The sequence below is a fragment of the Streptomyces sp. NPDC041940 genome (assembly GCF_055589465.1).
Genome location: NZ_JBVJBP010000003.1, coordinates 123,189 through 145,818 on the forward strand (window position 1 = coordinate 123,189; position 22,630 = coordinate 145,818).

Here is a 22,630-nt window from a genome sequence, read left to right on the forward strand (position 1 = left end):
CCATGCATGGTCAGCTCACCTCCGATCTCTGGGCCCAGCGCGGGATGTGTCGTCGAGGGACGTCCGGTGTCGCGAGGGGAGCGGCCTCGGCGGGGGCCGCCAGCAGCGAGGCGGCCACGGCCAGATGCAGCAGATACGGCGAGGCGTCGCCCAGCCCGGCCTCGGTGTACGACGCGATCGCGCAGTAGCTGATCAGGAAGATCGCGCAGGCCCTCGACAGCGACGGTGGCCGCAGCAACGCGACGCCGCCCAGCACGATGATGATCGCCGCCACCAGGGCGACGCCGGTCAGACCCTGCTCGTGGTAGACGGCCAGCCAGCTGTTGTCGATCGGCAGCCCGCCGAACGACTTGTCGCCCAGGCCCGCGCCCAGCAGGTACTCCGAGGTCGACCGGGGCGCCGCCAGCAGGGCGTCCCAGACCTTGGCCCGGCCGGTGAGGCTGGTGAAGTTCTCCTGGCTCTGGCCGCGCAGGAACCACGCCTGCAGCAGGGAGCCGAACCCCACCGCGGCCACGGCCGCGCACAGCACCGCCCAGGCGAAGAACCGGCGGGCGGCGGCACTGGTCAGGACGAGCGATCCGATCGCCAGCGCCAGCCCGATGAACAGGCCGAGCGTGGCCGTCCGGGTATGGGTCAGCGCGAGCAGGACGAACGCCGGCACGACGACCACCACCGCGCTGCGCCGGTCGGTCCGGCGGCTCAGGACGAGCAGCACGGTGAGCCCGATGATCACCGCGGCGTACTGTCCGATCTGCGGCGGGGTGAGCGGCCACAACGCGCCGACCAGCCGCCCGCCGTAGAGCTCGGGCAGGGCGGCGCCCGGTGAGATGACCAGGCCGGCGGCCACTGACCCGAGGACCACGAAATACATCCGGATGTGGTGCCGTACGAACGTCAGGCCGCCGTCCCACCAGCGGCTGAGCAGCCACAGCGTGCCGACGAAGAGGGCCAGCCGGGCGCAGCGGAACAGCGCTCCGAACCCGGACTCCAGGTCCGCGCTGGAGATCACGCTCGGCACCAGCAGCAGCGTGAGCAGGAACACGAAGGCACTGGCCCGGACGCGCAGCCGGAGATTGACGGCGAGCGCCAGCGCGAACGCGGCGACCAGCGCGCCCATGGTGACCATCTGGATGAGGGAGCGGGGCAGCGGGACGATGGTCTTCGCCCCGGCGGAGCCGAGCGTGTTGAGGATCAGCAGCCCCCAGGCCGTACCGACGATCTTCGACGTGTGGTCTGTGCGGTCTGTGTGGTCTGTGCTTTCATCGCTCATCTCAACCACCGTCCCGTGCGCCGAAGGTGCTGCCCGCGTCCTGCCGGTACGGCGTGCCCTGCCACTGCACGAAGTCGAGCACCCGGCTCGGGTCGTGGGCGACGAACTTCCACGGTCCGAGATAGACGTTGTCGTGCCAGCGGTTGTGCTGCTCCCGGGTGATCGCCTCGGCCACCCGCTCGCCCTGGTAGGGCGACCAGTCCGGATAGGTGCCGTAGTTGGCCAGCACCGCCATGCGGTCGCACGTCACCGTGCACTCGACGACGGACGGGTCCAGCACGAAGCGGTTGTGGTGGATGTCCACCCGCTGGGTCTTCCACCGGCAGTCCGCGTAGAGCGGGGCGGTGGCGATCGCCGGACGCGCGCAGCGGTCGGTGTCCTTCACCAGCAACGTGCAGTCACCGGAAGAGGTGTTGGCCGGGCTGTTGCAGAACCGGTCGGCGTTCTCCCACAGGGTGATCCCGGACCAGTTGTTCTCCAGCACGTTCCGATAGATCTCGATCTTGTCCGTGCGGGCTCGGATCCGAGGTTCGCCCCCGGATTCGGACAGGTAGACGGTCGCGAACGGGAAGTTGTCCCCGCGGTCGGCGTACCGGCGGCCCTCGACCCGGTTGTTCCGCCGGATCGTGTTCTTCCGGATGACCGCGTTGTAGCTGGTCTCGTAGATCAGCGCGGCACCGTCGTTGGCCTCGAGCACGTTGCCCTCGATGCGGAAGTCGTTGTTGTTGGTGTCCGCCCACAGCCCGGCGCCGCGGTTGTCGTGCACCCAGTTGCCGCGTACGTCGGCGCCGTCGACGGCCCAGAACTTGACGCCTCCGGTGCAGCCGCAGCCCTGCCGCCGCCGCTCCCAGTCGTCGGTGTTGTTGCCCACGATCTCGTTGCCCTCGACCACCAGGCCGCTGATCCGGCCGGTGGCCTTGTACGCGTTCATGCCGTACTGACCGTTGCCACGCAGGCAGCTGGCGCGGACCCGCTGACGGGCACCGGCCATCAGCCCGGCGCCGGAGTTGTTCTGGATCGTCGCGTGCTCGATCACCCACCCGTCGGCCGAGTCATGGTTGACCACGCCCTCGTTGTGCGGCGCGACGAAACCCTGCACGGTCAGGTGGCGGACGGTGACGTCGCGAGCGGTGCCGCCGAAGGCGTACTGGTTGGTCCTGCGGCCGTCGAGCACAGCGCCCGGCGCGCCGAGGTAGGTGTTCCCCTGCTTGGGGAGGACCTGGGCATAGCGTTCCGGTTCGAGCCTGTGCCGGCCCGGCCGGAGCCAGAACGTGGTGTGCGGAGGGCTGCTCCTGGTCTTCGCGGCCAGGTCACCGGCCACCCCGGGGTCGACCGTCACCGCGCCCGCCGGTGCCTTCGCCGGCCCGGCCGCGGGCTCGGCGCACACCCGGGCCACGGACGTGGACGGCGCGGCGGTCGGCTTCGGCCGCGCGCCCGGCGTGCTCTCACAGCCGGTCGCCGCCAGCAGAGCCAGCGCCAGCGGTGCCGCCGCCAACGCATGGTGCCGCCACTTGATCCCCACGCGCCCCCCTAGCCGTGGAACTTGAGGACGGTGGTGAACTCCCCCAACAGCGCGGTGCCGTCGGCGAAGCCGGTGCCGACCAGCGTGGTGGAAGGCTCCTTGCGCCCGAAGCCGGCGGAGTACCAGCCCAGCGGCGGGTCGCTCTCGCCGCGATGCGCCCGCCAGGACAACTGTCCGGGCAGGTCGAGCGTCGCGGAGCGGTCCTCGCCGTCCCGGGTCCAGGTGAGCACGGCCCGGTCGCCCACCAGGTCCGCCGTGATCGCCGGGCCGAGGTGGAACGCGAGCCGCACGGCCCCGCGATCGCCGCGGACCTCGTCGACCACCCTCAGCTCCTGGCTCTCGGCCGTCAGCTCCACCCGGCGGCGGTGCACGGAGCGCCGGTAGCCGTCGTGCTCGGCGCTCCAGCGGGCCGTCCCGCCGTTGGACGCGTCGGCGGTGTCCGTGACCAGGACGCGGCTGCGGGCCTGCCGCGTCCACAGGAACGGGCCGCCGGAGACGGACTGGTCAACGCCGTCCAGCTGCAGGGTGTTGTGGCCGAGCGTCGACCGGAAGTACTGCCGCCACTCGGGCTGCCCGTGGTAGCAGTACGTCCCCGGGTCGGCGAGCACGTCGACCCCGTCGTGCCGGACCTCCACGGACAGCGCGTCCGCGTGGGCATGCGCGGCGATGGACAGGAACCCGTGCGGACCACCGTCGCAGCGGCACCAGATCTCCCCCACACCACCCGGGGCCCGGCCACGCAGGATGGTCATGCCCGCGTCGGCGAAATGGGCCGGCCGGCTCGCCGGGCGTGCGGTCCCCTCCGTCGCGTACGGCCTGATGAGCGCGGCGAGAAGCGGGGTGCGCACATCGGTGCCGGTCACCGCCGGCCACCAGGCAGGCCGGCCGAACACGGCGTCCCCGGTGGCCAGCAGCGAGGCCCAGCGGTCGGTGCCCGGGCCGTCCACGACCAGACCGTGCCCGTCGTCCGCGTCCCCCTGGCGCGGCGGCCGTAATCGGTCGTCCACGACGGCCGCGAGCGCGTCGGTCATCCGCAGCAGCACCAGCCGGATCGACGCGGGGACCGGCACACCGGCGGCATCGGCCTCGGCCACCGCGGCCAGGCCGAGCTCCAGCACCAGTCCGTGATACTCGGTCGCCAGCTCGCGGTTGAGGCCGGAACCGAAGGTGTTGCCGCGCAGCTGCCGCTCCAGCGACCGCAGCGCGTCGGCTCGCCAACGCGCCGAGGAGGGGAACCACCCGAACGCGCAGGCCGCGGCGAACTGCCCGGCGGCCTCGGCGATGACGTGGTTGTTCGCCGAGGACCCCCGGCTGGGGAAGGCGGCCAGCCAGCGCTGGTGGTGCCAGATCTGGTTCAGCGCCACCGGGTTGTCCTCGAACAGCTCGGCCGTGCCCGGCCAGCCGTCGAGCAGCCGGCGGATCCACACCCACGACAGCAGCCGGATCCCCAGCTCGATGCCGCTGATCCAGTGCACTCCGCGCAGCGGCGGGTTGGCCGTCCACCAGGACCGCAGGTGCGCGGCCACTCGCTCGGCGTACCGCTCGTTCCCGGTGATCGCGTAGGCGGCGGCGAGCACGGTGAGGTACTGGTGCCGGGACAGCTCCCAGATCTGCTTGATGTCCCCGACCGCGTCCTCGTTCCGGTACGGCACGTCGAAGGCGTAGCCCCACGGCGCCCGGCGCCCGGTCTTCGGGTCGTACCACCAGTCCGGGTCGTCCAGGTCGTCGCGGACCACCCCGAAGTACTCGGCGTGCCCGTACATCAGCCGGTCCGCCTCGGCGACCAGACGCTTCGCGGCGTCCGGAGGTATCGCGGCGACCGTCCCGGTGGGCAGTACCGCGGTGAAGCGGGCACCGGTCACGGCCGGGCAGTCCGGCCGCGCCGACCGCCACAGCCGTCTGCGCACCGCGTCGCCCGCCCGGCCGCCGACCTCCCGCGGCCCCATCCGGGACAGCCGCCGTAAGTACCAGCCCGCGCTCATGCTCACAGCGCCCTCGCCAACGTCACCGGCGCGCCGCCGGCCAGAGCGGCCCGCACGGCGAGGGTGGCCGACGTGGTGGCGACCAGCGACTCCAGCGGCACCGGCATCGGCCCGCCGGTCCGCACGGCCTTGACGAACGCGGCCAGCTCGGCGTTCTGCCCCTTGTCCCGGGCCTTGGGCAGCCGCGAACTGACCCACCGCTTGCGGCTGTGGACCGAGGCACGGACGAAGTCGTCGAGGCGCAGCACCTTGCCGTCCGCGACGAGGTCCAGCGTCTCCTTGGGGAAGCCGGGCGCGCCGGTGGTGACGTAGCTGATGGTGGCGGTGGACCCGTCCGGGTAGCGCAGCACGACCTGCAGGTCCTCGCCGCCGGGCGTGGCGACCGCGTACACCGACTCCGGATCGGCATCGAGCAGCCAGCTCGCCGTGTCGATGAAGTGTCCGCCCTCGCCGGCGAACCGCGAGCCCTCGGTGCCCTGCTGGAGGTACCAGCTGCCGTGCTGCAGCCGGCCCGCGTTGACCAGGTAGCGGAGGCTCGCGGGCCCGGTTCGGGCGCCGAGCCGCTCCTTCGCCTCCTGCAGCAGCGGCGCGAACCGGCGGTTGAAGCCCACCTGCAGCCGGTCGTTGCCGGACTCCTGCACCGCCGCGAGCACACCGGCCAGTTCGTCCTCGGTGAGCGCCAGCGGCTTCTCCACGAACACGGCCTTGCCGGCCAGCAGCGCCCTTCGGGTCAGCTCGGCGTGCGAGCTGTGCCGGGTGACCACGAACACCGCGTCGACGGACTTGTCGCCGAGCACGGCGTCGAGATCGGTGGTCGCCTCGGCGAAGCCGAACTTCCGCTGCGCGTTGGCCGCGGACAGGGCCGTCGTGGTGACGACGGTCGACAACTCGACGCCTTCGCGCCCCGTCAGGTGCGGCAGCAGCATCGACGTCGCGTAGTTTCCCGCGCCGACGAACGCCAGGCGCACCGGCGTTCTGGCGGACCGCGCCGGGGCGGACGCCTTGTCGCCGCGCCGCACCGCGGGCACGGTCACCGCCGAGGCCTCCGCCGCCTCCTCCTGCTGTTCGGGGTACCGGAACAGCACGGCCACGGCCTTCAGCTCGCCGTCCTTCAGGCTCTGGTACGTCTCCACGGCGTCGTCGAAGTCCGCGACGTGGGAGACCAGCGGCTCCACGTCGACGCGGCCGCGGGCGACGAGATCGAGGAAGCAGGCCAGGTTGCGGCGCTCGGTCCAGCGCACATAGCCGATCGGGTAGTCGCGCCCTTCGAGTTCGTACTCCGGGTCGTAGCGCCCGGGCCCGTACGAGCGCGAGAACCGGACGTCGAGCTCCTTCTCGTAGTACGCGTTCCACGGCAGGTCCAGACGGCACTTGCCGATGTCGACGACCCGGCCGCGGTCCCGGCACAACCGGGCGGCCAGCTCGACGGGCTGGTTGCTGCCGCCGCCGGCGGCCAGATACACCTGGTCCACGCCGTGACCGCCGGTGAGTTCGGCGACGGCGGCTTCCACCGCCGCGGACGCGGGGTCGCCACAGGCCGCGGCACCCAGGCGCTCGGCGAGTTCGCAGCGCCCCGGGTCGGGGTCGACCCCGACGACGCGGACCCCCGAGGCGGTGAGCAACTGCACCACCAGCTGCCCGATCAGCCCGAGGCCGATGACCAGCGCCACCTCGCCGAGCCGCGGCTCGCCCTGGCGGACGCCCTGCATCGCGATCGAACCGACGGTGCCGAAGGCCGCGTGCCGCGGCGCGAGTCCGTCCGGCACCGGGGTATAGAGGTTCTTCGGCACCCAGTTCAACTCGGCGTGCAGCGCGTGCTCGTTGCCGGCGCAGGCCACGAGGTCGCCGACCTTCACCTCGTCGATCCCGGCGCCGACCTGCTCGACCACCCCGCACAGCGAGTAGCCCAGCGGCGTGTAGGAGTCCAGCTTGCCCATCACCTTGCGGTAGGTGGCGGGCACCCCGTTGGTGGCCACGCTCTGCATGACCTTGGCCACCTGGTCCGGCCGGGAGCGGGCCTTGCCGAGCATCGACATGCCGGCCTCGGAGACCTTCATCATCTCGGTCCCGGTGGAGATCAGCGAGTAGGCGGTACGGACCAGCACACCGCCGGGCTTGCACCCAGGCACCGGCACGTCGAGCACCGCCAGCTCGCCGCTCTTGTAGTTCTGTACGACCTGCTTCACTCAAACTCCCCAGAAGTTGCGCCGCGGTACCAGTACTCGAGGGTCAGGACATGCCATAGATGCTTGGAGAAGTCCTGCTGCCCGGCGGTGTCCTCGGCGACCATCCGCCGCAGCGCGTCCCGGCGCAGGAACCCGGAGCGGACGAGCTCGCCGTCGTTGATCACCTCGCGCACCAGCGGCGCGAGATCCCGGCTCATCCAGGCCCGCAGCGGGGCGCTGAACAGGCCCTTGGGCCGGTAGACGATCTCCCGGGGCAGGACCGAGGTGGCCGCCTCCTTCAGCACGGCCTTGCCTTGCCGGCCGACGATCTTGCGATCGCCGGGAAACGCGAAGGCGGCCTTCACCACCTCGACGTCCACATACGGCACCCGCACCTCGGTCGACGCGGCCATGCTCGACCGGTCGGTGTAGGTGAGGTTCAGACCCGGCAGGAACATCCGGGCATCGGCCAGGCACATGCGGTTCACGAAATCGTCGAGGTGGTTGTCCTCGTAGATGTGCCGGTGCTCGGTGAGCACGTCGTCGACCGTGCCGGCCAGATCCGGGTTGATCAGGCCGAGCAGCTCGTCCTGGTCGTACATGGTGTAGCTGCGCCGGAACGCGGTCTCCTCCGGCAGATCGGCGAAGGACAGGAACCGCTTGGCGAACCGCACCGACCGGTATCCCCGGCGGGCCGTGGCGACCGGCAGCCGGTCCACGGCCGCGGACACCCCGCGCCGCAGCGGCCGCGGGACGCGCTGGTAGCGCAGCGCGAGCAGGTTCGCGAGGTGCTTGCGGTAGCCGGCGAACAGCTCGTCGGCGCCCATCCCGGAGAGCATCACCTTGACCCCGGCCTCCCGGGCGGCCTGGCAGATCAGATACGTGTTGATCGCCGCGGGGTCGCCGATCGGCTCGTCCAGGCTGTACGTCATCCGCGGCAGCAGGTCGAGCACGTTCGGCGCGATCTCGATCTCGTGCAGGTCGACGCCGAACCGCTCGGCGACCTGCCGCGCGTAGCGCAGATCGTCGGGCATCGCCTCGAACTTGGCGTCCTCGGCCCGGAAACCGATCGTGTACGCGGAGATCCCGGGCTGGTGACGGGCCGCCAGCGCGGTCAGATAGCTGGAGTCGAGCCCGCCGGAGAGGAACGTCGCCACGGGTACGTCGGAGAGCAGATGCCGCCGGGTCGACTCCTCGACGATGGCGGCCAGGTCCGGCAGCTCACCGCTGCGGGCCCGCTCCCGGCCCTCGGCGGCGACGTCCTTCAGGTTCCAGTACCGGCCGCGCTCCACCCGGCCGTCGGGACGGCACCTGAGCCAGCTCCCCGGCGGCAGCTTCTCCGCCTCACGGAACGCGCACCGCGAGTCCGGCACCCAGTAGTAGAGGAGCGAGGCCACCAGCGCCCCGTGGTCCACCTCCAGCGCCCCGCCGGTCGCGGCGGCCAGCGCCTTGAGCTCGGAGGCGAACACCAGCCCCTCGCCGCGCCGGAGCAGGAACAGCGGCTTGATGCCGAGCTGGTCGCGGGCGAGCACCAGCTCGCCGGACCGCTCGTCGAAGATCCCGAACGCGAACATGCCGCGCAGCCGGGGCAGACAGTCCGTGCCCCAGCGCCGCCAGGCCTCCAGCACCACCTCGGTGTCGGAGGTGCCGCGGAAGCGCGCCCCGGCCGCCGCCAGTTCGGCACGCAGCTCGGGCGCGTTGTACAGCTCGCCGTTGTACGTCAGGACCAGGCCGCCCGAGACCATCGGCTGGGCGCCGGTCTCGGACAGGTCGATGATGGCCAGCCGGCGGTGCCCGAGGTGCACTTCGCCGTCACCGGCGGGGTGGCTGTACCGGCCCGCCCCGTCCGGACCGCGGTGGGCGAGGGTGTCGGTGAGCCGGTCGGTCACGACCTTCCCGTCCGGCCAACGGTATGTACCTGCGATGCCACACATGTGCTACCGCGCCTCCTGGTCGTTGTCCGGGACCCGTGCGCCCCACATCGCCGGCTCTGTCCGCCGCCTGCCTTCCCCCACTGCCTGAATGGCGTGGGCGGTGCCCCCACCGTTCCGCGGGGCCGTCGGCTCGGTCCGGCCGCGCAGCGCGGTCTGCGGCCCCTCCCACAGCGTGCCGTCGGTCCGGTCACGCGGATCGGGGTCGATCAGCACCACACCGATCACCGCGATGCGCTGGTCCGCGAGCTGCCGTGCCACGGTGTGCAGCCATGCGGCGCTGCCGTGCCCGGCACGCACGACGAGCACGGTCCGGGTGCCGAGGTACCGGAGGTCGGTCCACGCCGTGCCCGGCGCCACCGAGCCGACGCCGAACCGGCGCTCCTGAGGCGACACGTCCTCGGCGCGCTCGCCGCCGACCACGGTCGGGTCTCCCGGCTTCGGGCGGCGGTCGGCCAGCTGCCGGCCGGGCAGACCATCGACGACGACCACCGGACCCTCCGCCGCCAGTGCCCCGGCGAGGTCCAGCGCGATCACGCTCGTGCCGCGCGCACAGCCCAGTTCCAGCAACGACACCGGTTCCGCCGAGCCGCGCACGGCGCGGGCCAGGGACGTGGTGAGCCGGGTCCGTGCCGCCCGGATCCGTCGGCGCCGCCACAGCCCGGCCGGCCGGCGGGGCAGCTCCGCGATGACCGAGGCGCCGAGGTTCGCCGCGATCTCCCGGCGCAGCACGGGGCGGTCCGCCACCACCGTGCCGACCGCGGCCACCGCGAGCCCGAGGACGAGCCCGAGGACGAGCCCGATGGCGGCGTTGGTGGCAGCGGTCCTGGGCAGGGAGTGCCGTACCGCGTGCGGGGCGTCCACGATCTGGGTACCGGCGATGAGCTGGGGCGTGCCGATACGGGCCTCGGCGGCGCGCTGGCCGAAGTCGGTGATCCGCGAGGTGAGTTCGGCCCGGCGGGCGAAGAGCGACTCCATGTCCGCCGACGCCTGCGGGTCGCCCTGCGGCGGTCCGTCTCCGATCGCCTTGTTGACCTGGGCGAGTTCGTCCCGCATGCGGTCACGCTGGTCGAGCAGGGTCTTGGCCTCGGCGTTCGCGGCCTCCCGTATCCGTCTCACATGGTCCGCGACGAACGCGTCGGCCAGCGCCTTGGCCCGGGCCACCGCTTCCGCGTCGCTGTCACCCGTCGCAGTGATCTGCAGCAGGTTGTTGGTCAAGCCGATGCCCCCGTAGTCCTGCATGAAGTCCTCCGGTTTCGCGGGGGACTCGAGTGCCTTCAAGGCCTTGGCGGCGATCCGCGTGGTGTGCAGCAGCTCGACGTCGGTGCGGATCAGTGTTCCGGGGTCGTTCGGCTGGTCCTCCTGGTGCGCGACCAGCACCTTGGTCACCGCGGTCGGTGGTGGCGGCATGAGGATCGCCAGCGCCGCGCCGACGAGCAGCCCCAGCAGCGCTGTTGCGCCCCAGAGGCGGCGCCGCCTGCGCACCGCGACCACCAGCGCCTGCAGGTCCAGCAGCGGAGCGGCCGACGACTCCGACGTCGTACTCGTCGTCACCTCGAACCTCCCGCCGCGCCTTCGCCGACCGCGAGCGCCGGCGTGGCGGCGTCCCGGGGACGGCCGGCGGACCGCGTGGCACGGGCCCGGTCGGTACCGGCGGCGAGGACGATGCCGACGACCTCGTGCCGGGCGTCCGCACACGCCTCGGCGATGCCGGCGAGTTCCCCCGCGGTCCAGCTGCCCGCGCTGAGCACGACCAGGGCCCCGGACTCGTTGTCGCGGTCCGGCACCATCGGCCGGGAGACGGAAACCCCCACCACCCGCAGCAGCGGATCGCCCGCGGCCTCGGCGACGAGCTGCCCGGCCGCCCGTCGGGCGATCTCGTCGCCGTCCGGGACGACGACCAGCAGCCGCCGAGGGGCCGGCAGCCGGTCCCGGAGGCGGTCGCACACCCGCCGGTAGCGGATCTGCCCGCCGGTCTCGTCGCCGGACGCCTGCGGACTCGGCAGGTCCCAGCGGACGTCGACGCCCAGCAGCCGGCGGATCCGGGCCCGCGGGTCACGGCCTTCCGGCCGGTGCGCGGGCAGTTCACCGGGTACGTCGACGGTGCCCAGCGGCGCCGCGCCCAGTGCCGCGGCGATCTCCGGTTCGGTGCGCAGCCGGCGACTCATCCGCGCGGCGGTGAGATGACCGATGACCGCGAGCAGGAAGAACAGCAGCGCCCCGGCGACGACGAGTTGCGTCCTCGTCGGCGGTGCCTCGCCGTCCGGCCGGGCCGCCGGCCCCATGACGACCATGCTGGCCTTGTCGGCAGCCGGGTCGGCCTCGTCCAGCTTGTTGACGGCCTCCTGCAGCGTGGTGCGCAGCTTCGCGAGCTCGGTGCGGGTCTGCACGCTCTCCACGGTCTGCCCCGGATCGGCCGCATCGGCCAGCTCGGTGATGCGGCGGCTGGTCTGCACCACCAGCTGCCGCAGTGCCTCGGGCCGCGCCGCCGCGTCGGCGTCGGTGTCGTCGCCCGCGATCCGCGCGGCGAACGCGACGAACTGCTGGGCCACCTGGTCGGAGAGCCGCTGTGCGCGCTCCGGGGTGTCGGCCGTGCCCGAGATCTTGATGATGTTCCCGTCGGCGGCCTGGGCGCTCACCCGGTCCCGCAGCTCGCCACCGCCGACCCCGGTCCAGCCGAGCGTGGCGGCCGCGCGGTCGACCACCACCGAACTGCTCGCGATCTCCGTCTGGGTCAGCAGCTCGCGCTCCTCCCACGCCCCCGGCAGCAGTACCGACGCCGATGCCGTGTACCGCGGAGGAAACAGCAGAGAGGTGCCGTAGCCGACCAGCGCGCCCATCACCGTGAGGATGATGAGAAGCCGCCCGCGCCGACGGATAATCCGCCCGATCGTGACCAGGCGTATCGTTTCATCGTTCAACAGTGCGGCCTCTTCCCTGCCTGGTACGGGTCGCTCCCGACACGGGAGCTTGATCACGGCAGGCAGCGGCATAGGCGGCGAGCAGCGACGCTTGCGAGTTCCGCCAGGAGAGCGGCCCGCTGATCCGCTCCTGGCCGATCTTGCCCATCCGGGCACGCTGCTCCGGATCGTCCAGCAACTTCGCGATGAGCCCGGCGAACTCGGCCTCGTCGTTGGGGGGCGCGTAGACGGCGGCGTCACCGGCGGAGACGCGCGCCTCCCGGAGGTCGAACGAGACGATCGGCCGGCCCATCACCATGTACTCCAGGACCTTGTTCATGGTCGACACGTCGTTGAGCGGATTGCGCGGGTCGGGGGAGAGGCACACGTCCGCGGTGGACAGGTAGCGCACCAGGTCGGCGTCCGGAATGCGCCCGGTGAACCGCACCTGCTCCGAGAGCCCGAGCCGCCGGGACAGCTCCACCATCGCGTCGAAGGCGTCGCCCGCGCCGACGAACACCGCGTGCCAGTCGGTCCGGCCGAGGTCGTCGCGCAGCTTCGCGAGCGCCCGCAAGGCGTAGTCGACACCGTCCTGCGGGCCCATGACGCCCAGGTAGCACAGCAGATGAGGCTTGCCGCGCTTCAGCTCCGGCTCGGGCGGCACGGGATGGAACCGGTCGATGTCGGGCGCGCTGCGCACCACGAAGACGTCCTCCGGCCGCCGGCCGCCACGGCGCACCGCGACGTCCCGGTAGCTCTCGTTCGTGGCGAGCACGACGTCCGCGGCCCGGTAGGTCAGCCGTTCCAGCGCGCACACGGCCCGGTAGAGCAGGTCCTCACCGCGGTCGAACCGCGAGAGGTACAGCTCGGGTACCAGGTCGTGCTGGTCGAAGATGAACCGCGCGCCGCGCCTCTTCATCCACCGCGCGGGCAGGAACAGCAGGTCGGGCGGGTTGCAGGCGTGGACCACGTCGACCGGGCCGACCTTGCGGGCGAGCCGGACCGTGTGCCACAACGCCGCTCCGTACTCCCGCAGATAGCCGGCCGGCCCTCCGGTGGCGGCGCGCAACGGGTAGCGGTGGATCCGCACCCCGTCGATCTCCGCCTCCGGCTCCGTGTCCCGCTTCTCCCCCCGGGGACAGATGACGTGCACTTCCCAGCCCGCGTCGCGCAGCGTCGTGCACTCCTGCCACACCCGCCGGTCGAACGGCACCGACAGGTTCTCCACCAGGATCAGCGCGCGCCGGTCCGACCGGTCGCCGCCGGCTGTCTCACCGAACGATGTGTTACCAAGCAAGGCCCACGTACCCCGGTTCGGTCTGACGCGCCTCGGCGTCGGGAAGGCGGATGAGGTCGACGATCACGGGGCCGTCGCCATGGGGCAGCGCCGACAGCACGGCCGGATCCCTGGTACCGACCAGGCACACCTCGGCGTGTTCGAGCACCTCGTCGACGGAGTCCGCGAGCAGCTGCGCGAGGTGCGGCAGTCGGCTCTCGATGTACTCGCGGTTCGCGCCGAGCAGCCGGGAGAGGCTGACGTTGGCGTCGTAGATCTTGAGGTCGTAGCCCTTGCCGAAGAGCCTCTCCGCCATCTCGACGAGCGGGCTCTCACGGAGGTCGTCGGTGCCGGGTTTGAAGGACAGCCCGAACAGGCCCACACGGCGTTTGCCGGTGCGCTCGACCAGGTCCACCGCGCGTTGCAGATGGTCGGAGTTGGAGGGCAGTACATGGGAGAGGATGGGCACCGAGACGTCGGCCCGGTGCGCCGCGTGGACCAGGCTGCGCAGGTCCTTGGGCAGGCAGGAGCCGCCGAAGGCGAAGCCGGGTCGCAGGTAGGCGGGGCTGATGTTCAGCTTGCGGTCGGCCAGGAACACGTCCATCACCTGGTGCGAGTCCACCCCGAGTGCCTGGCACACGGCGCCCAGCTCGTTCGCGAAGCCGATCTTGAGGCCGTGGAACGCGTTGTCCGCGTACTTGATCGCCTCGGCCGTCGGGACCGGCACCCGGAACACCTCGCCGGGCAAGCCGTCGTACAGGGCCGCCACCGCGTCGCCGCTCGCCGGGTCGAGTTCGCCGATGACGGTCTTGGGCGGGTCGAAGAAGTCCCGCACGCTCGTGCCCTCGCGCAGGAACTCCGGGTTGACCGCGACCCCGATGTCCACTCCGGCGGTGCCGCCGACGTACTTCTCCAGGATCGGCACCAGCAGGTTCAGGCAGGTGCCCGGGAGCATGGTGCTGCGGAACACGACGGTGTGCCGGCGCCCCTGCTCGGCCCCCTCGGCCAGCGTCGCGCCGATCTCCTCGGTGACCCGCTCCAGGTACGTGGTGCACAGACTGCCGTTGGGCTCCGACGGCGTACCCACGCAGACCAGCGACACCTCGCTGCCCGTGATCGCCTCGCGGACGTCACGGGTGGCGCGTAACGCTCCGGTCCGCACGACCTCGGCGATGAGGTCGCCGATCCGCTCCTCGACCACCGGGGCCTTGCCGTCGTTGACCAGGTCGACCTTCACCTGGTTCACGTCCACCCCGATGACCTCGTGACCCATGCTGGCCAGGCACGCGGCCGACACACAGCCCACGTAGCCGAGCCCGAAAACGCTGACTCTCATGACTCGTTCCTCCCCCCAGGCAGGCCCTGACGGCCTGCGATCCGAGCGCCGGCTCCAAGACGGCCCCCGCGCATCAGTACGCCCCCTGCCCGTGGAGCACCGCACGCAGCGTCTTCCACAAGATCACTGTGTCCAGGGCGAGCGACCAGTCCTCCACGTACCGCAGGTCCAGCCGGACCGCCTCCTCCCACGACAGGTCGCTGCGTCCGCTGATCTGCCACAGGCCGGTGAGTCCGGGCTTGACGAGCAGCCGCCGCCGGATGTCCGGGCCGTACGCCGCGGACTCCTCCGGCAACGGAGGCCGCGGCCCGACGAGCGACATCGATCCGGTCAGCACGTTGAAAAGCTGCGGGAGTTCGTCGAGCGAGTACCGGCGCAGCACCGCCCCCACCCGGGTCACCCGCGGATCCCGGTGGAGCTTGAACAGCAGGCCGGCGCCCTCGTTGCGGTCGGCCAGCTCGGCACGTGCCCCGTGAGCCCCGGCGACCATGGTGCGGAACTTGAGAATGGTGAACTCGCGGCCGTCCTTGCCGACCCTGCGCTGGCGGTAGAACGCCCCGCCTCGGCTGTCCACCAGCACGAGCAGCGCGACGCACACCATCAGCGGTGCGAACAGCATCAGCAGAAACGTTGCGCCTATGCGGTCGACGACCCCTTTGACCGCCCGGCGGCCCCCGGTGAAGGTCGGCATGCTGACCCGCAGCAAGGGGATCCCGAGCACCGCGTCGACGTGCAGCCGCGGGCCCGCCACCTCCATCAGCACGGGTGCCACGACCATCTCGGCGTCGCTGCCCTCGAGGTTCCAGGCCAGCCGCTGCAGCCGGTCCGGCGACCAGTGCGGGTCCGGGGTGACCGCCACCACCCGGTAGCCGTCGCGGCGGACGTGGCCCGCGACGTCCGCCAGCCGGCCGACGACCGGCACTCCGTCCAGCTGGTCACCGCCCGGCCCGAGCCCGTCCGTCGTGCACACCGCGTCCACCCGCCAGCCGAGGTGCGGGAACTTGCGGGTCCGGGTGATCAGGTCGTGCACGGTGGCCGGGCTCCCGGCGGCGAGCACCGGTCTCAGGCACCGGCCCTCATTGCGCTGTTTGTGCAGCCAGAGGCGCAGCAGATACCGCGCGGTCATGGTGACGAGCGCGATCGCGGGGATCGCGACGAAGATCCAGAGCTTGATGTTGCGCGAGGTGAGGGCGATGCCGCCGAGCGCCAGTACGACGGTCGCCGCGAACAGCGAGCGTCCGAGCCGGCGGAATTCCTCAGCGCCCTGGCCGAGTACGGCCGGCGCCCACGCCCGGCCCACCGCGAGCGCTCCCAGCACCAGCAGCTCGGTGCCGAAGGCGAGGATTCCCCACTTCTCGTGCCAGTTGGCCGCGTCCCGCGCCCCGAAGAAGTTGCCGATCGCCGCCACCACGATGGCGGTGGCCACGGTATCGGCGGTGATCACGGTACGGCGGTACCGCTGCTCCCAGTCGATCGCGGGCTGATCGATCGCCCCGTCCGCCAGACGCCCGCGTGCTGACGGATACGGGCTGGCTAATCCCCCTTGCCGCACAGAACCCCCCAGGTCCCCAGTGGCTCGACGTGCTCGCCCGACACTGTTCCTCCCCCCTCCGGGAGGCCCCCGCCCCCCGCGCCGTTCTCCCCCGGGGGAGGCCCCCGCCCCCCTCGTCGTGCGCATGACATCCCAGCGGCTCACAGGGCTGCCTGAACAACCCGTTCCGGAGGCGGCCTACTCGCGTCCCACCGGCTCTGTTCAACGCTGGACCTATTGATCATTTAAGGGTCGCCTCGTGCCCGAACAGCTGAAGCACGGTCAATCTAGACCATCGGGGCCAGTATGGAGAGAGGGTGTGTGCAATTTGTGTTCAAGCTTTGAGGGTGGATGCATCGATCGGCGACTGCCTGTCGAATCCGATACCGAGGAGGACTGCTGATGCGCAGCGTGACCTATTCGATGAGCGTGTCACTCGACGGCTACATCGTCGGGCCGGACGGCGACTTCGACTGGGGGTTGCCCGAGGAGGTCTTTCGCTTCTGGATCGACGAGATCCGAGGGGTCGGCGTCCATCTGATGGGACGGCGGCTCTACGAGACGATGCTGTACTGGGAGACCGCCGACCAGGATCCCGCGCTCGACGCCGCGGGGCACGAATGGGCCGCGCTCTGGAACCCGCTTCCCAAGGTGGTCTTCTCCACCACGCTGTCGACGGTGCGGGGCCACGCCCGCCTGGCCTCCGGCGGCGTGGCGGAGGAGATCGAGCGGCTGCGGGCCGAGCCGGGGGAGGGCGAGATCGCGATCGGCGGCGCGACGCTCGCCGCCGAGGCGGCCGGGGCGGGCCTGATCGACGAGTACCGGGCCATGGTCTACCCGGTGCTGGTCGGCGGCGGCATCCCGTTCTTTCCCCGGAACGAGCGCCGGGTGGATCTCGAACTCGTCGAGACCCGCACCTTCGCTTCGAGGGTCGTCTACCTCCGCCACCGCGTGACGCGCTAGCCGACTCGCCCGCGCAACCGTTCGATGACCGGCGCGAACGCCTCCATGTACGGCTCCAGGACGGTCAGATACGTGAAGCCGTAGCGCTCGCGCCGGGACAGGACCTGGTCGGCGATCTCGTCCGTCGTGCCGACCAGGGTCACGGGAAGGTCCAGTACCTCGTCGGCCGTCAGGCCCGGTACGCGGTCCAGCAACGGCTGGATGGCGGCCTCGCGGTCCTCGGTGCCGATCACCACCTGCACGAGCAGGTTCAGCTCGGCCGGTTCCGTGCGGCCCTCCGCGAACTTCAGATACCGCGCCACCCGCTCTTCGAGGTCGCCCGGGCTGATCGGCGTCAATTGCCCGGTGGTGCTGCCGGGTGCCGTGCGGGCACCGGTGAACGCCGCTATGTCGGCGTGCTCGGCCGCCAGCCGCAGCATGCGGTCGCCGTTCCCGCCGACCAGCAGCGGCACCCGTGGCCGCTGTGCTGCCCGTGGCTGGTGCTCCTCGGAGGCCAGCAGGCGCTCCAACTCCTCCACGGTGCGCCGCAGATGGTCCACCCGCTCGCCCGGCGAGCCGAACGGCAGCCCGGCCGACTCGTGCTCGTCCCGTGCGTAGCCGGTGCCTATCCCGAGCTCCAGGCGCCCGCCCGTCAGCGCGTCCGTCGTCGCCACCTCACGGGCCAGCAGCGCCGGGTTCCAGAAACCGGCGTTGAGCGTGAACGTGCCGAGCCTCGGCCGCTCGGTCGCCTCGGCCGCCGCCACCAGTGCGGGGAAGGGCGCGGGCATGCCCAGATGGTCAGGGACGAGGATCACGTCGTAGCCGAGCTCCTCGGCCCGGCGGCACTTGGCGCGCCACTCCTCGCCAGGGGCGGCCGTGAGCATGTTGATTCCGAAACGGAACGGGCGCGGCATGAACTCTCCTCACCGGGAAGGGACTTGAGTGACTGCCGCGATTCCATCATTCGTGCGCGATGGCCGCCAGTACATTCATGCGGGATGCACGCAACGCCGGCAGCAGCGCCGCCACCACGCCCACCACCGCCGAGCCGATCACCACCGCGACGATCGTGCCCCACGGGATCGCGAGGGCCGTCATGCCCTGGAGCGCCAGCACCTGATGCGTGCACACGCCCCACACCAGCCCCAGCGCCAGCCCCAGGACCGCGCCGAACACCGCGATCACCACCGACTCCAGCCGGATCATCCTCCGCAGCTGACGCCGGGCCAGCCCGATCGCCCGCAGCAGCCCGATCTCCCGGGTGCGTTCGACGACCGAGAGGGCGAGGGTGTTGACCACGCCGAGCACCGCGATGATGATCGCCAGCCCCAGCAGCGCGTACACGAGGTACAGCAGGACGGCGATCTGGTCGTGCACCAGCTGCTTGTAGTCGGCCAGATCCCGCACCTGCACCTGCGGGTGCGGATCCAGGGTCCGTTCCAGGTCCGCGCGCAGGTCGTCGTCGCTCGTGCCGGGGGCGGCGTTGACGTACAGCGCGGAGTCCTGCCCGCCCGGCGCGTAGCGCTCCAGGGTGGCGAGCCCGAAGTAGAGCCCGCCCTGGGTGCCGAACCCCTCGGCGGAGTCCTGGTCGGTGAGGGCCCCGACCTTCAGCTCGGCCGAGCGTCCGCCCTGGAACTCCACCGGGACGGTGCTGCCCACCCGCACGCCGTGGTCCCGCGCGAAGTCCCGGTCCATGGCCAGGCGCCCGTCCGCCAGCGCCGCCGCGGAGTCGCCTCGCGCGTACGTGATGTTGGCGACCTCGTCGAGCCGCGGATCGTAGCCCGCCGCAGTCGTCTCCACCCGGTCGCCGTCCGGCAGCCGCACCGCCACCGGCGTGAACCGCCCCCGCACCACCAGGCCCACGCCGTCGGTGCCGCGCACCTCGTCGGTGACCTCCTTCGGGAACGGCAGGAAGTTGGTGTTCTGGATGACGAAGTCGGCGCCCAGCGTCTTGTCGATCTGCTGGTCGAACGACCTGGTCATCGAGGCGCTCGCCACCGACATCCCGCCCACCAGGGCGAGACCCACCATCAGGGCCGCCGCGGTCGCCCCCGTACGGCGGGGATTGCGCAGGGCGTTGCGCTGGCTCATCCGGCCGACCGACCCGAACAGCGCGGGGAATGCCGCGCCGAGCACCCGGATCACCGGGCGCACCAGCAACGGACCGGCGATCACGGTGGCGATCAGGGTCAGGACGACACCCAGCCCCAGCAGCGACGCCGCCGACGAGGTCCGGGTCGCCGCCGCGCACCCCGCGAGCGCCGCCGCCCCGGCCGCCCCGACGATCGCGCCCGCCACCGCGCGCATCCGCAGCGGCCGGCCCACCCCGGCGACCTCGGCGTCCGAGAGCGCGGCCATCGGCGAGACCCCCGCGGCCCGCCGCGCCGGGAGGTACGCGGCGACGAAGGTGACCCCGAGTCCGACGACGTACGCCGTCACGGGTGTCACCCAGCCGATGACCATCTCGCCGGCGTCGATGTTCATGCCGAGCAGGCCCATCAGCTCGATGAGACCCGCCGCCAGCCCGATCCCGGCCGCCAGCCCCAGCGTGGAGCCCACCAGACCGAGGAGGAGGGCCTCGACGAGGACCGAGCGGCGGACCTGGCGCCGGTCGGCGCCGAGCGCGCGCAGCAGCCCCAGCTCGCGGGTGCGCTGGGCGATGAGCATGGAGAAGGTGTTGACGATCAGGAACACCCCCACCAGCACCGCGATCCCGGCGAACCCGACCATCACGTACTTGATGACGTCGAGGAATCCGCCCAGTTGCTCGACGTCCGACTCGGCCTGCTCGCCCGCCGTCCTGAAGTCGTAGGTGTGGGCCCCCAGTACTGCGGCCACGCGCTGTTTGAGCTGCGCGTCGCCGACCCCCTCGGCGGCGTCGACGGAGATGCTGGTGGCGCCCCCCGGGCTGCCCAGCAGTTTCGTCTGCGCGGTCCGGGTGTCGAAGAAGACCAGGGCGGCGCCGGGGTTGGTGGTGGTGAACGTGACGATGCCGACGACCCTGACCTTGAACGAACCGGGCGGCGCGATCACGGTGAGGGTGTCCCCGATGCGCACGTCCTTGCGGTCGGCGGTCTCCGAGTCGAGCAACGCCTCGGTGGCACCGCGCGGGGCGTGACCGGAGGTGAGCTCCACGGGGCTGCGCTCGGTCGGGTTCCAGGCGGTGCCGAGCGTGGGAGCCCCGGTGGTCGGGCCCACCGGCTCGTTCTTCTCGTCGGCGACGGTGAGGCCGTCCACGTCCACCTCGGCCCGGGCCGCCGCGACCCCGTCGACCTGCCGCACACGTGCCGCGAGCGCGGCCGGCAGGGTGGCCGTCCGGCCGGAGGGGACGGCCTCGTCGAGATCCTCCTTCGGGCTGACCGTGACATCGGCGGCGGTGGACGCGAACAGCCGGTCGAACGTACGGCTGACCGTGTCCGAGAAGATCAGGCTGCCCGCGACGAACGCGACGGACAGCAGGACGGCGAGCGCGGAGAGCAGCAGCCGCCCCTTGTGCGCCAGGAAGCTTCTCAGGGTCGCCTTGAGCACGGGTCAGTTCTCCTCGGCGGACGGGGTGTCCTCGAACCGGGTGCGGATCGTGTCGAACCTCTTCATGCGTTCCAGCACGGCCTCCGCCGTCGGCCGCGGCATCTCGTCCACGATCCGCCCGTCCCCGAGGAAGAGCACCAGGTCCGAGTGGGCGGCGGCGCCCGGGTCGTGGGTGACCATGACGACCGTCTGGCCCAGCTGGTCCACCGCCTCACGCAGAAAGCCGAGCACCTCCAGGCCGGCGCGCGAGTCGAGGTTGCCGGTCGGCTCGTCCGCGAAGATCAGCTCGGGCCGGGAGGCCAGGGCCCGCGCACAGGCCACGCGCTGCTGCTGGCCCCCGGAGAGCTGCGACGGCCGGTGCCTGAGCCGGTCCCGCAGGCCCAGGGTGTCGATGACCTGGTCCAGCCACGTCTCGTCGGGCTTCCTGCCCGCGATGTCCATGGGCAGGGTGATGTTCTCCAGCGCGTTCAGGGTCGGGATGAGGTTGAACGACTGGAACATGAACCCGATCCGGTCCCGGCGCAGCCGCGTCAGCTCGCGCTCCTTCAGCCCCGTGATCTCCGTGTCACCGAGCCACACCTGACCGGCCGAGACGGTGTCGAGCCCCGCCAGGCAGTGCATCAGCGTGGACTTCCCGGAGCCCGAGGGCCCCATCACCGCGGTGAACCGCCCGCGCGCGACATCCACGTCCACCGAGTCCAGTGCGAGCACGGTCGTCTCGCCCGAGCCGTACGCCTTGGTCAGACCGCGGGCGCGGGCCGCGATCCCGTCGGCCGACGCCAGGCCGGGGGCGTGCTCCGCAGCAGGTGTGGACAAGGCCGCCTCCTCGGGGTGGATGCCCGGAATTCGTCGTCTTGCCCGAGGGTAATGTGACGCGGCCCACACCCGGTATCCTCCGCGAGTCGGAGTCCCGGCCTTGCCGGTGCTAGCACTCACGCGCTAGCTTCGAGGTATGGCGAAGACCCAGCTGAACGTGCGAGTCGACGAGGGCACCGCCCGAGCCGCCCGCGAACGCGCCCTGGCCCGCGGCATGAGCGTCAACCGCTACATCGAAGAGCTGGTCAGACAGGACACCGGCGAGGTGGGCCACACCTTCGTGGAGGCCGCCGCCGACTTCATGAAGCAGTACGAGTCCGTCTTCGCCGACGAATTCGGCGTCGACCGTGAGGGCACGCGCGAAGGTCGTCACTGATCCCTTGAACAACCTCGAGATCGATATCGCCTGGCTGCTGATGCTCGCCGAGCACAAGACCCCCGGAGACCCCCAGGTCACCGACTGGGGAGCCCTCGTCGCCGCCGTCGCACGCCACCAGGCCGCCATATTCGACGTCCCCGTCTACGAGAGCCCGCACGCCCGCGCCGCCGCGCTGCTCCAGCTGCTGATCCACGTCCCCGCGCTGGAACGCTCCAACGCCCTGTTCGCCTCCGCCGTCGCCTACGCGTACCTGGTCGCCAGCGGCGCCAAGGTCGTCACCTCGCCCGAGCAGGTCCGCGACCTGGCCAAGCTGGTCAAGAGCGGGGAGGCATCCGTACGGGACATCGAGCAGGAGCTGCGGCAGTGGAGCCTGTGACTAGGAGGCGACCGGGCGCCATGCCGTGCCCAGCACGCAGTACGAAGCGGGCAGGGTCGGCCCCTGCTCCGGCATCAGCACCTGCCGGTAGGGGCCGAGTTCGAAACCGGCGTCGCGCAGCGCCCGCACCGGCTCCCGCGACAGATGGCAGCCCCCGTTCAGCGCCGGCCACACCGTCCGGTCCAGTGCGCGCTGGCTGAAGGTCATCACCAGGCCGCCGCCCCGGCCGTGCTCGAAGAACCGCACCTCACCGCCCGGCCGCAGCACCCGCCGGAGTTCCCCGAGCGCCCGGGGCACGTCCCGCACACTGCACAGCACCAGCGACACCACCGCCGCGTCGAAGCCCTCGCTCTTGACCGGCAGCGCCTCGGCCGCACCCGGCACCACGTCCACGGGCACCTCGGCGCGCAGGGCGGCCTCCACGGCCAGCTGCCGCAGCCGCCGCTCCGGTTCGATGGCCACGACCTCCGAGACGGTGCCCGGGTAGTGCGCGAAGTTCAGCCCGTTGCCCGCGCCGATCTCGAGCACCCGCCCGGACAGCCCGTGCAGCAGTCTCCCGCGCACCCTGCCCAGGCCCATCCGGGTCTCGGCGGCGACGCTGATCCGGGCGTAGTAGCGGGCGAACAGCGGATGGTGCACGGCATCCCGTGGCACCTTGCCGGAGCGGAGCGGCATG

At 71.8% G+C, this 22,630-nt stretch carries 16 protein-coding genes and 1 pseudogene; 3 read left to right on the forward strand and 14 right to left on the reverse strand.

Annotated features, from left to right (window positions below):
* Positions 1 to 10: 10 nt before the first annotated feature.
* The 10 genes and pseudogenes from ACZ6I3_RS07845 to ACZ6I3_RS07890 form a co-directional block, all read right to left on the reverse strand.
* Complete coding sequence (locus ACZ6I3_RS07845; protein ID WP_469412673.1) at positions 11 to 1,270, reverse strand: O-antigen ligase domain-containing protein; 1,260 nt, start codon at positions 1,268 to 1,270, stop codon at positions 11 to 13.
* A 1-nt stretch (position 1,271) separates the two neighbouring features.
* Positions 1,272 to 2,792 (reverse strand): right-handed parallel beta-helix repeat-containing protein, encoded by a 1,521-nt coding sequence (locus tag ACZ6I3_RS07850; protein ID WP_469412675.1) that lies wholly within the window; start codon positions 2,790 to 2,792, stop codon positions 1,272 to 1,274.
* Positions 2,793 to 2,800: 8 nt separating this feature from the next.
* Positions 2,801 to 4,780, reverse strand: a complete 1,980-nt coding sequence (locus ACZ6I3_RS07855) for a heparinase II/III family protein (RefSeq protein ID WP_469412676.1) — start codon at positions 4,778 to 4,780, stop codon at positions 2,801 to 2,803.
* Entirely contained in the window at positions 4,777 to 6,960 is a 2,184-nt protein-coding gene (locus tag ACZ6I3_RS07860; protein WP_469412678.1) for a bi-domain-containing oxidoreductase, read from the reverse strand. Before ACZ6I3_RS07860 ends, ACZ6I3_RS07855 begins: the two co-directional genes overlap by 4 nt.
* Entirely contained in the window at positions 6,957 to 8,873 is a 1,917-nt protein-coding gene (gene asnB / locus ACZ6I3_RS07865; protein WP_469412679.1) for an asparagine synthase (glutamine-hydrolyzing), read from the reverse strand. Before asnB ends, ACZ6I3_RS07860 begins: the two co-directional genes overlap by 4 nt.
* 3 nt (positions 8,874 to 8,876) lie before the next feature.
* A complete protein-coding gene (locus tag ACZ6I3_RS07870) occupies positions 8,877 to 10,424 on the reverse strand; it encodes a Wzz/FepE/Etk N-terminal domain-containing protein (RefSeq protein WP_469412681.1) in 1,548 nt (515 codons plus the stop codon).
* Positions 10,421 to 11,791, reverse strand: coding sequence for a Wzz/FepE/Etk N-terminal domain-containing protein (locus ACZ6I3_RS07875; protein WP_469412683.1), 1,371 nt, complete (start codon positions 11,789 to 11,791; stop codon positions 10,421 to 10,423). The genes ACZ6I3_RS07870 and ACZ6I3_RS07875 overlap by 4 nt, the downstream gene beginning before the upstream one ends.
* A pseudogene (locus ACZ6I3_RS07880) lies at positions 11,788 to 13,067 on the reverse strand (glycosyltransferase family 4 protein). Before ACZ6I3_RS07880 ends, ACZ6I3_RS07875 begins: the two are co-directional and overlap by 4 nt.
* Positions 13,057 to 14,382, reverse strand: coding sequence for a nucleotide sugar dehydrogenase (locus ACZ6I3_RS07885; protein ID WP_469412684.1), 1,326 nt, complete (start codon positions 14,380 to 14,382; stop codon positions 13,057 to 13,059). Before ACZ6I3_RS07885 ends, ACZ6I3_RS07880 begins: the two are co-directional and overlap by 11 nt.
* A gap of 73 nt (positions 14,383 to 14,455) precedes the next feature.
* Positions 14,456 to 15,934: a sugar transferase gene (locus tag ACZ6I3_RS07890; protein WP_469412685.1), complete on the reverse strand. Its 1,479-nt coding sequence runs from the start codon at positions 15,932 to 15,934 to the stop codon at positions 14,456 to 14,458.
* Between the two features lie 381 nt (positions 15,935 to 16,315).
* Here ACZ6I3_RS07890 and ACZ6I3_RS07895 point away from each other — a divergent pair, with 381 nt between their 5' ends.
* Positions 16,316 to 16,876, forward strand: coding sequence for a dihydrofolate reductase family protein (locus ACZ6I3_RS07895; RefSeq protein WP_469412686.1), 561 nt, complete (start codon positions 16,316 to 16,318; stop codon positions 16,874 to 16,876).
* Here the strand turns inward: ACZ6I3_RS07895 and ACZ6I3_RS07900 are convergent.
* From ACZ6I3_RS07900 to ACZ6I3_RS07910, 3 genes are read right to left on the reverse strand one after another with little or no spacing between them, the layout of a single operon-like run.
* Complete coding sequence (locus ACZ6I3_RS07900; RefSeq protein ID WP_469412687.1) at positions 16,873 to 17,769, reverse strand: LLM class F420-dependent oxidoreductase; 897 nt, start codon at positions 17,767 to 17,769, stop codon at positions 16,873 to 16,875. The genes ACZ6I3_RS07895 and ACZ6I3_RS07900 overlap by 4 nt on opposite strands.
* A 46-nt stretch (positions 17,770 to 17,815) precedes the next feature.
* Entirely contained in the window at positions 17,816 to 20,383 is a 2,568-nt protein-coding gene (locus tag ACZ6I3_RS07905) for an ABC transporter permease (protein ID WP_469412688.1), read from the reverse strand.
* 3 nt (positions 20,384 to 20,386) lie between these two features.
* Positions 20,387 to 21,199: an ABC transporter ATP-binding protein gene (locus ACZ6I3_RS07910; RefSeq protein ID WP_469412689.1), complete on the reverse strand. Its 813-nt coding sequence runs from the start codon at positions 21,197 to 21,199 to the stop codon at positions 20,387 to 20,389.
* A 136-nt stretch (positions 21,200 to 21,335) separates the two neighbouring features.
* On the opposite strand from ACZ6I3_RS07910, the gene ACZ6I3_RS07915 reads away from it, so the two are divergent.
* Both ACZ6I3_RS07915 and ACZ6I3_RS07920 read left to right on the forward strand, forming a co-directional pair.
* Entirely contained in the window at positions 21,336 to 21,575 is a 240-nt protein-coding gene (locus ACZ6I3_RS07915) for a toxin-antitoxin system HicB family antitoxin (protein WP_184599608.1), read from the forward strand.
* Positions 21,576 to 21,579: 4 nt separating this feature from the next.
* Positions 21,580 to 21,954, forward strand: coding sequence for a fic family toxin-antitoxin system, toxin component (locus tag ACZ6I3_RS07920; protein WP_469412690.1), 375 nt, complete (start codon positions 21,580 to 21,582; stop codon positions 21,952 to 21,954).
* Here the strand turns inward: ACZ6I3_RS07920 and ACZ6I3_RS07925 are convergent, their stop codons facing one another.
* Complete coding sequence (locus ACZ6I3_RS07925) at positions 21,955 to 22,629, reverse strand: class I SAM-dependent methyltransferase (RefSeq protein ID WP_469412692.1); 675 nt, start codon at positions 22,627 to 22,629, stop codon at positions 21,955 to 21,957.
* Position 22,630: the final 1 nt, after the last annotated feature.

What these genes read in the sequence shown, in the direction of transcription:
- ACZ6I3_RS07845 (WP_469412673.1), bottom strand. Translation starts at nt 1,270, where the DNA reads ATGAGCGATGAAAGCACAGACCACACAGACCGCACAGACCACACGTCG.
- asnB (WP_469412679.1), bottom strand. Translation starts at nt 8,873, where the DNA reads ATGTGTGGCATCGCAGGTACATACCGTTGGCCGGACGGGAAGGTCGTG.
- ACZ6I3_RS07885 (WP_469412684.1), bottom strand. Translation starts at nt 14,382, where the DNA reads ATGAGAGTCAGCGTTTTCGGGCTCGGCTACGTGGGCTGTGTGTCGGCC.
- ACZ6I3_RS07895 (WP_469412686.1), top strand. Translation starts at nt 16,316, where the DNA reads ATGCGCAGCGTGACCTATTCGATGAGCGTGTCACTCGACGGCTACATC.
- ACZ6I3_RS07900 (WP_469412687.1), bottom strand. Translation starts at nt 17,769, where the DNA reads ATGCCGCGCCCGTTCCGTTTCGGAATCAACATGCTCACGGCCGCCCCT.
- ACZ6I3_RS07915 (WP_184599608.1), top strand. Translation starts at nt 21,336, where the DNA reads ATGGCGAAGACCCAGCTGAACGTGCGAGTCGACGAGGGCACCGCCCGA.
- ACZ6I3_RS07925 (WP_469412692.1), bottom strand. Translation starts at nt 22,629, where the DNA reads ATGCCGCTCCGCTCCGGCAAGGTGCCACGGGATGCCGTGCACCATCCG.